The sequence below is a fragment of the Clostridium ljungdahlii DSM 13528 genome, from assembly GCF_000143685.1.
Lineage (GTDB): Bacteria > Bacillota > Clostridia > Clostridiales > Clostridiaceae > Clostridium_B > Clostridium_B ljungdahlii.
In genome coordinates, this window is the sequence record NC_014328.1 from 327,270 (window position 1) to 339,420 (window position 12,151).

Genomic DNA, 12,151 nt, shown 5'->3' on the forward strand with positions numbered 1-12,151 from the left:
TAACTTTATTTTGGGAAAAAATTTAGTTTGATAGATAAAAGAAAATATGATACAATTTGTAATTGCATTGTATATTATAATTACATAGTGTAACGCTTAATTTTAATTTTCAAGGAGAATATTTATAATGAATAAGTTTAAAGATTTTGCTACAAATTTAGAGAAAATATTAGATAAAGAAGACATAAAAATAGACGAACCTATGAAGGAACATACTTCTTTTAGAGTAGGAGGTCCTGTAGATATATTAGTTACTCCTAAAAAATTTCAGGAAGTAGTAGATGTTATAACGTTATGTAAAGAACATAATATACCTTATTATATAATGGGAAATGGTTCTAATTTACTTGTTAAAGATGGCGGAATAAGAGGCATAATGATTAAACTTATAAAACTAAATGAAGTTAAAGTTGAGGACAATAAGATTATTACAGAAAGCGGTGTATCGCTAAAGGATATTTCAACTACTGCCCTTAATAACAAGCTATCAGGTTTTGAATTTGCCTGTGGCATACCTGGAAGCGTAGGTGGGGCAGTTACAATGAATGCAGGTGCTTATAATGGCGAAATTTCACATGTTGTAGAAAGTGCAAAAGTCATAGATAATGAAGGAAAAATCAAAGTATTAGATAGAAAACAATTAGAGTTAGAATATAGAAGCAGTTCCATTTTGAAATACAAATATACTGTCCTAGAAGTAACCTTTAATTTGGAGCATGGGGATTATGAGAAGATAAAAAACCGTGTAGAAGATTTGAATAGAAGGAGAAATGAAAAACAACCTCTAGAATATCCATCTGCAGGAAGTACCTTTAAAAGACCAGAAGGGTATTTTGCTGCAAAACTTATAGAAGACAGTGGATTAAAGGGAAAGAGTGTAGGTGGCGCCCAAGTATCTGAAAAGCATTCAGGATTTATAATAAATAAGGGAAGTGCAACAGCAAAAGATATCTTAGATTTAATAGCTATTGTACAGCATAAAGTTAAGGAAAAATTTAATGTAGACTTGTATACTGAAGTTAGAGTTATAGGGGAAGAGTAGAGAGCGGAGAATTGGTGCTGTGTATTGCACTGGTTCCCCTTTTTAGGTTGTATTTATTGTTGTAGTTTGTTGTGATATAATTAGAAAAAGTAAAAATATTTTTAAATGGAGGGATGTGACTATGAGATTTGTTATAGTGACAGGATTATCTGGAGCGGGAAAAACTCAGGCTATAAGAAGTTTAGAAGATTTAGGGTACTTTTGTGTAGATAATCTTCCTCCTACACTAATACCGAAATTTGCGGAAGCATGCTATAAAACTGATGGGAAAATAGATAAAATAGCCCTAGTAATAGATATAAGAGGAGGTCAATTTTTTAATGACATATTTGAAAGCTTGAATTATCTAAAGGAGCAGGGTTATAAATATGAAATATTGTTTTTAGATGCTTCAGAGGAAGTACTTATTAAAAGATTCAAAGAATCCAGGAGAAAACATCCTCTAGCACCTGACGGAAGAATTTTAAATGGTATAATTATGGAAAGAAACAAACTTAGAGAATTGAAAGACAGGGCAGACAACATAATAGATACATCTAATTTAGTAACTAGGGAACTTAGAGAAGAGATAACTAAGATATATTCAGAAGAAGGACAGATGGAAACAGAGCTTATGATTACCGTACTTTCTTTTGGATTTAAATATGGCATACCTGTTGATTCAGATCTAGTATTTGATGTGAGATTTTTACCAAATCCTTTCTATATACCTGAGTTAAAAGAATATTCAGGTAAGGATACCTCTGTAATGAAATATATAATGAGTTTTAAGGAGACTAATGAATTTATAAATAAACTGGAAAGTATGTTAGAATTTTTAATTCCAAATTATCTAAAAGAAGGAAAGAGACAACTGATTATCTCCATAGGATGTACTGGGGGAAGGCATCGTTCTGTATTTATTGCAAATGCCATTTATAATAGACTAAAAAACAATGGGCATAAGGTTAATATTGATCATAGAGATATAGAAGAAGATGTTAATAAAGGTGGTAAAAAATTATGAAGATTGTAGATTGGCTTAGACCTGGCATAAAAGTTAAAAGGTGGGTTATGCTTGGAGCCATGGGAGTACTCTTTATAATATTTGGAGTAATAGAATTTGTAAACAGAAGATTTTACAGCCTTTACTATATATCATTTTATGTATTTTTAATTATATCCGGGATATTTGTAGTATATATTTCCATAACTCAAGGTATGAGATCTATAATAGCACTTATAAATAAAGGATATTTAAGTGTGTCATTAGATTCCAGAAAGTTAGAAAATTTAATATATGAAAAACGTCTTTTGGTAAAAGGTCCTAAAATTGTTGCTATTGGAGGAGGAACTGGCCTTTCCACTATGCTAAGAGGACTTAAATACTATACGTCTAATATAACTGCTATAGTAACTGTAGCAGATGATGGAGGAGGTTCCGGGGATTTAAGGGAAGATCTTGGAATGCTCCCACCAGGAGACATAAGAAACTGTATAATGGCACTTGCTGATACTGAGCCACTTATGGAAGATTTACTCCAGTATAGATTCAAGGATGGAAGATTGAAAAATCAGAGCTTTGGAAATTTATTTTTGGCAGCTATGGATGGAATATCCGGAAATTTTGAAGAAGCCGTCCATAAAATGAGTTCTGTACTTGCGGTAACAGGTAAGGTAATGCCTGTTACCCTTGACAATTTAACTTTAAAGGCCAGATTGAAAGACGGATCTATTGTAGAGGGAGAATCAAATATTCCCCAAAAAGCAATAGAAAGAAATAGTCCAATAGATAAAATTTTTATAGAACCTAGAGGTGCTAGGGCATTAAAAGAAGCCGTAGAAGCTATAAAAGAAGCCGATGCAGTAATACTTGGACCAGGTAGCTTGTATACGAGTGTAATACCAAATCTTTTAGTTGGTGATATAGCTAGTGCACTGCAAAATACAAATGCTGTAAAGCTTTATGTTTCAAATATAATGACCCAGCCGGGAGAAACGGATGGATTTTCTGTAGAAGACCATATTAGTGCTATATTTAATCATGTGGGTGCTCCCATAATAGATTATGTAATTATAAATGTAGGTAAAATAAATACAGAGTTAGAAGGGAAATATAAAGAAGAAGAATCTCATTTAGTTAAAATAAATGAAGATTTAGTAGCTTCTATGGGGGTAAAAGTAATTGAAGGAGATTTTATAAGTATTAAGAATGGACTTATAAGACATAATTCTGAAAAATTGGCTTCCATACTTATAGAAACTATTATGGATAAAAAGCTGTTATTTGATAGAAAGAAGATAATAGAATATTTTTATTTATCAGAAAGATTAAAGGAAAATAGGAGATAAGTGGGAGATATATATGTCATTTTCATTGAAAGTAAAAAATGAAGTTTGTAGGTACTCAAATATAGATGAGGAAGAAGCTATAGCAGAATTGTCTGCCATAATGAAGGTTAGTGGAACTTTGATGCTTGGAGGAAAGAGGCAGTTTAGCTTTAAGATAATTACTGAAAATGCTGCAATTGCCAGATTCATATTTAAGATATTGAAGGATATTTTTCATATACATACTAGAATCCTGGTTAAAAAGAGTAATTCTTTAAAAAAAAATAATGTGTATGTAATAATGATAACAGAAGATGCTGATGTAAGATCCATACTTAAAAAAGTAGGACTTTTAAAGGAGGAAGAAGATGTTTTTTCACTGGATTATAGTATAACAGAAGATATTAAGGAAAATGAAAAGCTAAAAAAGGCATATATAAGGGGAGCTTTTTTAGGTGGTGGGAGTATAAGTAATCCAGAAAAGACGTATCACCTTGAATTTGTGACTCATGACAGTGATTATGCATTGGATTTAAGTAAACTTATAAATGGATATGGATTGAATTCTAAAGTAATACAGAGAAAGAGTAGTTTTATAGTGTATATTAAAGAAGGAGAGCAAATAGTGGATCTTTTGAATATAATAGGAGCACACTCTTCTCTTTTGGAATTAGAGAACATAAGGATAATGAAGGAAATGAGGAATAATGTAAATAGGCTGGTGAATTGTGAGACTGCAAATTTGAGTAAAACTGTTAATGCGGCAGTAAGACAAATGGAGAGTATAAAGCTTATACAAAAAGAGATAGGGTTAAACAGGCTGCCTGAAAACTTAAGGGATATTGCAGAACTTCGGTTAAATTATCCGGATGAATCTTTAAAAGAATTAGGTGAAATGTTGAATCCTAAAGTAGGTAAATCTGGAGTAAATCACAGACTTAGGAGAATTGAGAAAATAGCAGATGAACTGAGAAAAGAAAGGTAGGCACAGATTATATGTCAAAACATGAGGATATAATCAAGTACATACTTTCACTAGAAACTGGTACTAAAATTTCAGTGAGAAGTATAGCAAGTGAGTTAGGGGTTAGTGATGGAACGGCATATAGAGCTATAAAAGATTCAGATAGCCTTGGAATAGTTACTACAATCCCAAGAGTAGGAACTGTGAGAATTGAAAAAGTTGAAAAGAAAAATATGGAGTCTCTAACTTATGGTGAAGTAATAAATATAGTAGATGGAAGTTTGCTTGGGGGAAAAAATGGAGTACATAAAATACTACATCGATTTATAATAGGAGCTATGACCATAGAGGCCATGAAGCAATATATAAAAAAGATTGTTTAGTCATAATAGGAAACAGAGAAGAAGCCCAAAGACTTGCCCTTTTAAACGATGCAGGAGTCCTTATAACTGGCGGCTTTGGATGCAGTAATCAGATAAAGAACCTAGCTAACGAAAAGTGCCTTCCTATAATATCTACTAGCTATGATACTTTTACTGTAGCTAGTATGATAAATAAAGCTATTTCAGAAAATTTAATAAAAAAAGAAATAGTGCTTGTAGAAGATATAATGCAAATTAATCCATCTTATCTTAACGTTAAGGATACGGTACTTAAATGGAAGCAAATGATGAAAGAATTTAAGCATGACAGATATCCTGTAGTAGATGATGAAAATAAACTAGTAGGAATTGTTGCACCAAAGGATTTACCAAGTCATGGTTCTGATAATGAAGTTATAGGCAGGGTGATGTCTAAGGAACCAATTACAGTAACGCCTAAAACTACAGTAGCTTATGCAGCTCATATAATGGGGTGGGATGGTATAGAATTATTTCCTGTAGTAAAAGGTAAAAAACTAATAGGAGTTATAACTAGGAAAGATGTGATAAAGGCACTTCAGTACATGGCAAGGCAGCCTCAACTAGCAGAAACTCTTGAAGACTCCATACTAAAGAAATTTGAATTTCAGGTTAAGGATGGTAGAAATTGCTTTACAGGAAGAATAACTGCAGAAATGCTAGATTCTATGGGGACAGGTTCCTGGGGTACCTTAAATATGCTTTTGTCCACTATGGCAATTGTAATCTTGAGACAGAAAAACAATGCAAATATACTTGTAGATAATATAAATACATATTTTATGAAGCCCGTACAAATTGATAATGAAATTACAATATATGTAGATGTAATAGGCAAAGGTATAAATTATTGCAAAGTAGAAGTTAGTATGCTTAATGATAAAAAGGATATAGTTGGGAAAAGCATTTTATCTGCAAAAATGATAAGAAGGTAATGTTTAATGGACAAAGGAAAACATAGATGGGTTAGCTTACACCAACATACGGAATATTCCCTCCTGGATTCTTCAGCTAAAATTCCAGAACTTATAGCCAGAGCAAAAGAACTGGGAATGGATAGTATGGCAATAACAGACCATGGTGTTATGTACGGATGTGTGGAATTTTATAAAGAAGCAAGGGCACAGGGAATCAAGCCTATAATAGGCTGCGAAATATATGTATCTCAGGGAGATATGACTATAAAGCAAAACAATGGCAAAAATGAAAACTACCATCTGGTGCTTTTGGTGAAAAATGAAGAAGGATATCAGAATTTAATGAAAATAGTATCTACAGCTTCTATAAAAGGATTTTACTATAAACCAAGGGTAGACCATAATTATTTGAAAAATCATAGTGAAGGGCTAATAGCACTAAGTGCTTGTATGAGTGGTGAAGTTCAATCCAATATATTAAAAGGAAATATAGATAAAGCTGAAGAGACAGCTTTGTTTTATAAAAGTGCTTTTAAAGATGGTTTTTATTTGGAAATTCAATATCATGGTATAGAGGCTCAGCTCAAGATAAATGAACAGTTGATTTCTATGTCTAAAAAATTAAACATACCTTTAGTTGCCACAAATGATGTTCATTATATAAAAAAGGAAGATTACAGGGCTCATGATATTTTGCTTTGTATACAAACTGGCAAAACTGTAGATGAAGAAAATAGAATGAGATATCCTTCAGATGAATTTTATCTAAAGTCGCCAGATGAGATGTATGATATGTTTTCCAATGTGCCGGAGTCTCTAGAGAATACGATTAAAATAGCAGATCAATGTAATTTTGACTATGAGTTTCATAAATCAAAGCTTCCTAAATTCCCTCTACCGGAAGACACAGATCCTTATGAGTACATGAAGGATTTATGCTATAAGGGACTTTATAAAAGATATAATGATGTAACAGATGAATTGAAAAGTAGGCTGGAATATGAGCTAGGCATAATAAAGAAAATGGGTTATGTTGACTATTTTCTTATAGTATGGGATTTTATACGATTTGCGAGAAAAAATGGGATAATGACAGGACCTGGACGAGGAAGTGGAGCAGGTTCTATAGTTGCCTATACACTTGAAATAACTAAAATAGATCCTATAAAATATAAGCTTATATTTGAACGTTTCCTAAATCCTGAAAGAGTTTCTATGCCGGATATTGACAGTGATTTTTGTTATGAAAGGCGTGGAGAAGTAATAGATTATGTGGTAGAAAAGTATGGAAAAGACAGTGTGTCTCAAATTATAACTTTTGGAACCATGGCAGCCAAGATGTGTATAAGAGATGTAGGCAGAGCGATGAATTACAGTTATGGGGAAGTAGATAGAATAGCCAAAATGATACCTTCAATTCCCAATATAACTATAGATAAAGCACTTGACATGAATCCTGAGTTTAAAGAAGCTTATGACAGTGAATCAAGAACTAAAGAACTTATAGATATTGCTAGAGCACTTGAAGGGCTTCCAAGGCATACCTCTACCCATGCGGCAGGAGTTGTTATAGCTTCAGAACCTCTTGTAAATTATGTGCCACTTCAAAAAAATGAAGATAATATAGTTACACAATTTACTATGAATACTCTGGAGGAGCTAGGACTTCTCAAAATGGACTTTTTAGGATTGCGTACGTTGACTGTTTTAAGAGATGCTGTTGAAATGATTAAAGAGGATAAGGGTATAGAAATTGATTTAGATACTATAGATTATGATGATAAAGCTGTTTACAATATGATAGGTGAAGGAAAAACTGTAGGGGTATTTCAACTTGAATCACCTGGTTTTAGTTCTTTTATGAAGGAACTAAAACCAGATTCTCTGGAGGATATAATAGCAGGAATAAGTCTTTATAGACCAGGACCTATGTCAGAAATACCCAAATATATTAAAAACAAAAATAACCCTGAGGGAATAGAATATGTAACCCCTCAGCTTGAACACATTCTTTCTGTTACTTATGGATGCATGGTATACCAGGAGCAGGTAATGCAAATTGTAAGAGATTTAGCAGGATATTCCATGGGCCGAAGTGATCTGGTGAGACGTGCTATGTCAAAAAAGAAACACCATGTTATGGAGGAAGAGAGACATAATTTTGTATATGGAATTGTAGATGAAAAAGGTGAAATACAGGTACCAGGCTGTGTGCGCAATGGTATATCTGAAAAAATAGCCAATGACATATTTGATTCTATGATGGATTTTGCATCCTATGCATTTAACAAATCCCATGCTGCAGCCTATGCTGTAGTGGCGTTTAGAACAGCGTATTTAATGTATTATTATCCTACTGAGTTTACAGCAGCTATGTTAAATAGTGTAAAAGGAGACAGTGAAAAAGTAGCCTATTATATAAGGTTTGCCAAAAGTATTGGAATAGAAATAATGCCTCCAAGTATTAATGAAAGTTGTACAAAGTTTACAGTAGAAGATGGGAATATAAGATTTGGGTTGTCTGCTATAAAAAATGTAGGTGAGAATGTAATAGATAGTATAGTCAGATCACGGTCCAAACATGGTAAGTTTAAAGATATAGTGGATTTTTGTAATAGTATAGACTTGGATTCCATAAACAAAAGGGTAGTAGAGAGTTTAATTAAAGCAGGCGCCTTTGACTGTTTTGGAGTGCTGAGATCTCAACTTATAGCAGTACATGAAAAAGTAATTGACAGTGTTATAAATTCTAGAAAAAAGAATATAGAAGGACAGGTGAGCCTATTTTCTCAAATTGAAGATAGTAGTGTAAGAATAAAATATCCTTCTATAGAAGAATTTAAAAAGCTAGATATGCTGGCTATGGAAAAGGAAATGACTGGATTATATCTTTCAGGACATCCGCTGGATGAATATGCAAGAACATTAGAATTGCAGGCAGATACTAAAATATCTGACATAGTAGGTAGGAAAACTTTAGAAGATAATTTTGTAGAGGAAGCTAAAGTAAATGATGGTGATAGAGTTATAGTTGGTGGAATACTTTCCGAAGTATCTAAAAAAATTACTAAAAATAATGATATGATGGCTTTTGCAAAGTTAGAAGATCTTTATGGAATTATGGAGATAATAGTATTTCCAAAAGTATTTCAGAGAGTTAGAAGTCTAATTGAAGATGATTATATGATTATAGCAAAGGGTAGAGTAAGCGTAAGGGAAGATGAACAGCCTAAGCTTCTCTGCGAAGTTATAGAGCCTCTGGTGAGAATAGATACAGAAAAACTTTATATTTTGATTGAAGATCAAGATATTTTAAAGGAAGCTTTAGAGAGAATTAGACCTGTATTTGTAAACTTTAAAGGAAATATTCCCGTATATTTGTGTACAAAAAAGGAAAGAAAAAAGTTTAGGTTGGATAGGGAATTATGGATAAAATCTGATTTGGAACTTATGTCTTTTCTAAGAAAAAGCTTTGGAGATAATAATGTAAAAATTATATAGATAAGAAGTATATTTTTGTGACAAAACAACCAAAATACTATAAGAAAGAAATTTTTATAATGTTTTGGTTGTTAGAATTTTATTTGAATAAAGTTCATAATGTGGTGAAAAGTACATAATTGTATGTTATAATTATGATTGTAATTATAGTAAATTAAGTTGGTTTTAACTAAAGCGGGACATAAATAGTCCCTGCGGTCATAGGGGGTGTGCATATGAAAACAATAGCTGTGTTAACAAGTGGAGGAGATGCTCCTGGAATGAATGCTGCTATAAGGGCAGTAGTGAGGACAGCTCTAGATAAAAACTTAAACGTAATGGGAATTAAAAGAGGATATAGTGGATTAATGAATGGCGAAATAGTACCCATGCAGAGGAGTAGTGTTGCAGACATTATACAAAGAGGAGGAACTATATTAAAAACTGCTAGATCTAAGGAATTTAAAACAGAAGAGGGAAGAGAAAGAGCAGTAAATATATTAAAAACATTTAGAATAGATGGATTAGTAGTTATAGGTGGAGATGGATCTTTCAGGGGAGCACATGAATTATCTAAATTAGGGATAGCTACTATAGGATTACCTGGAACTATAGATAATGATTTGGCATATACAGATTTTACCATAGGATTTGATACAGCAGTAAATACCGTTTTAGATGCTATAAATAAGTTAAGAGATACTTCTACCTCTCATGAAAGAGTAAGCATTGTAGAGGTTATGGGAAGAAATTGTGGAGATATAGCTCTTTATTCTGGACTTGCAGGTGGAGCTGAAAATATAATTTTACCTGAAAAAGGATATGATGAACAAGAATTGTGTAGAAGTATATTAGAAGCAAAGATGAAAGGAAAAATGCACAATTTAATATTACTTGCAGAAGGTATTGGTGGAGCTGAAGCTTTAGCTGAGAAGGTTGAGAATATTACCGGTATAGAAACTAGAGCTACAAAACTTGGACATATTCAAAGAGGAGGAAGTCCTACTTGTTCAGATAGAATTTTAGCTTCAAGATTTGGATATAGAGCTGTCGAATTGTTAGAACAAGGCAAATCTTCTAGAGTTGTTGGAATTAGAAACGGAAAGGTTGTTGATTTGGATATAGACGAGGCACTAAGTGAGCCAAGAAGGTTTGACGAAAAGCTTTATGAGATAGCTTATGCGCTAGCGTAAATAATATTTTCTATTAAGGAGTGTGTTACTATGCAAAAAACAAAGATGATTTTCACCATTGGCCCTGCAAGTGGTTCAGAAGAGGTTTTGTCAGAGCTTATTGAGGCTGGAATGAACGTATCAAGACATAATTTTTCTCACGGAGATCATGAAGAACATGAGAAGAGAATAAATATGGTAAAAAAACTTAGAGAAAAATACAATAAGCCAATAGCAATAATGCTTGATACAAAGGGACCTGAGATAAGAACGGGTAATTTTAAGGAAGATAAGGCAGAATTGAAAGAAGGGCAGCAGTTTACTGTTTATTGCGGAGAAGATATTTTAGGCGATGAGACTAAATGTTCCATAACTTATGCTGAATTGAGCAATGATGTAAAAAAGGGCGACAGCATACTTATTGATGATGGTCTAGTTGGACTTGAAGTTGAAAGTGTTGAAGCAAATAAAATAAATTGCACAGTTAAAAATAGCGGGGCAGTTGGCAATCATAAAGGTGTAAATGTACCGGGAGTTTCTATATCTATTCCTGCCATAACTGAAAAAGATAAAGATGATTTGAAATTTGGATGTTATATGGAAGTAGATATGGTAGCTGCATCCTTTATAAGAAAAGCAGCTGATGTTATGGCTATAAGAAAAGTACTTGAAGCAAATGGAGGACAAGATATACAGATATTTTCTAAAATAGAAAGTCAAGAAGGCGTTGACAACATAGATGAAATAATAAAATTTTCTGATGGGATAATGGTAGCAAGAGGAGATATGGGAGTAGAAATTCCTATAGAAAAAGTACCAATGATTCAGAAATTTATAATAGAAAAATGTAATAAGGCAGGAAAGCCTGTTATAACTGCTACACAGATGCTTGATTCCATGATAAGAAATCCTAGACCTACACGAGCAGAAGCTTCTGATATAGCTAATGCTATATTTGATGGTACAGATGCTATAATGCTAAGTGGAGAATCTGCTAATGGAAAATATCCTGTGGAAGCTGCTAAAACTATGGCAAGGATAGCTAAGAGAGCAGAGGAGCAAATTAACTATGATTCTTTGCTTGAGAAAAAGAGAGAAGCACATATACAAAATGTACCAAATGCTATAAGCCTTGCTGCATGTACTACAGCTTCGGAATTAAAAGCTTCTGCTATAATAACAGCTACTCAAAGCGGTAATACTGCTAGAATGGTTTCAAAATATAGGCCAGGATGTCATGTTATAGCTGTAACTCCAAGTGGTAAAGTAGCTAGGGGACTTGCTTTAAATTGGGGCGTATTCCCAATACTTGCCAAAAAGGTGGAGTCTACAGATGAAATGATAGACAATTCTGTTGAAATATCTTTGAAAAGTGGATATGTAAAAAAAGGAGACCTGGTAATCATAGCAGCAGGTATACCTGTAAGCTATTCTGGAACTACAAATATGCTTAAAGTTCATATAGTAGGAGATATACTAGCTCAGGGAAGAGGATCAGGGACTAGACCGGGTTATGGAACTGCAAAGATAGTAAGTAGTCCGAAAGAAGCAGATGAAGTAGTTGAAAAGGACGACATTTTAGTAGTTAAAGATTTGGATAAAGGATATATTAATATTTTGGATAGAGTTGCAGGAATCATATCAGAAAAAGGTGGCTTAACCTCTCACCTTGCCATTGAATGTCTTACAAGAGAAATACCTATTATTTGCAATGCAGGAGGTGCCACTGAAATATTAAAGACAGGCACATTTATTACTATGGACGTCATAAGAGGAATAGTATATAACGGCAGAGTAAATATAATGTAGTTATATTTTTAAATATTTATTGAAATTTAACATAACTTTAATGTATAATATAACAA

The 12,151-nt window shown here is 33.0% G+C and carries 7 protein-coding genes and 1 pseudogene; all 8 read left to right on the top strand.

What is annotated here, in order from left to right:
- The first annotated feature begins 127 nt into the window (after positions 1-127).
- The 8 genes and pseudogenes from murB to pyk all read left to right on the top strand — a co-directional run bounded on the left by murB (position 128) and on the right by pyk (position 12,095).
- Positions 128-1,042 (top strand): UDP-N-acetylmuramate dehydrogenase, encoded by a 915-nt coding sequence (murB, locus tag CLJU_RS01560; RefSeq protein ID WP_013237002.1) that lies wholly within the window; start codon positions 128-130, stop codon positions 1,040-1,042.
- A gap of 121 nt (positions 1,043-1,163) precedes the next feature.
- A complete protein-coding gene (rapZ, locus tag CLJU_RS01565) occupies positions 1,164-2,048 on the top strand; it encodes an RNase adapter RapZ (RefSeq protein ID WP_013237003.1) in 885 nt (294 codons plus the stop codon).
- Complete coding sequence (locus CLJU_RS01570) at positions 2,045-3,373, top strand: gluconeogenesis factor YvcK family protein (RefSeq protein ID WP_013237004.1); 1,329 nt, start codon at positions 2,045-2,047, stop codon at positions 3,371-3,373. The genes rapZ and CLJU_RS01570 overlap by 4 nt, the downstream gene beginning before the upstream one ends.
- Before the next feature lie 13 nt (positions 3,374-3,386).
- Positions 3,387-4,337 carry a DNA-binding protein WhiA gene (gene whiA, locus CLJU_RS01575; protein WP_013237005.1) on the top strand — a complete coding sequence of 317 codons (951 nt, stop codon included), beginning with the start codon at positions 3,387-3,389 and terminating at the stop codon, positions 4,335-4,337.
- An 11-nt stretch (positions 4,338-4,348) separates the two neighbouring features.
- Positions 4,349-5,652, top strand: a pseudogene (locus CLJU_RS01580) (DRTGG domain-containing protein).
- A 6-nt stretch (positions 5,653-5,658) separates the two neighbouring features.
- Entirely contained in the window at positions 5,659-9,135 is a 3,477-nt protein-coding gene (locus CLJU_RS01585; protein WP_013237006.1) for a DNA polymerase III subunit alpha, read from the top strand.
- A 215-nt stretch (positions 9,136-9,350) separates the two neighbouring features.
- Positions 9,351-10,307, top strand: a complete 957-nt coding sequence (pfkA, locus tag CLJU_RS01590) for a 6-phosphofructokinase (protein ID WP_013237007.1) — start codon at positions 9,351-9,353, stop codon at positions 10,305-10,307.
- A gap of 30 nt (positions 10,308-10,337) precedes the next feature.
- Positions 10,338-12,095 (top strand): pyruvate kinase, encoded by a 1,758-nt coding sequence (pyk, locus tag CLJU_RS01595; protein ID WP_013237008.1) that lies wholly within the window; start codon positions 10,338-10,340, stop codon positions 12,093-12,095.
- Positions 12,096-12,151 lie beyond the last annotated feature (56 nt).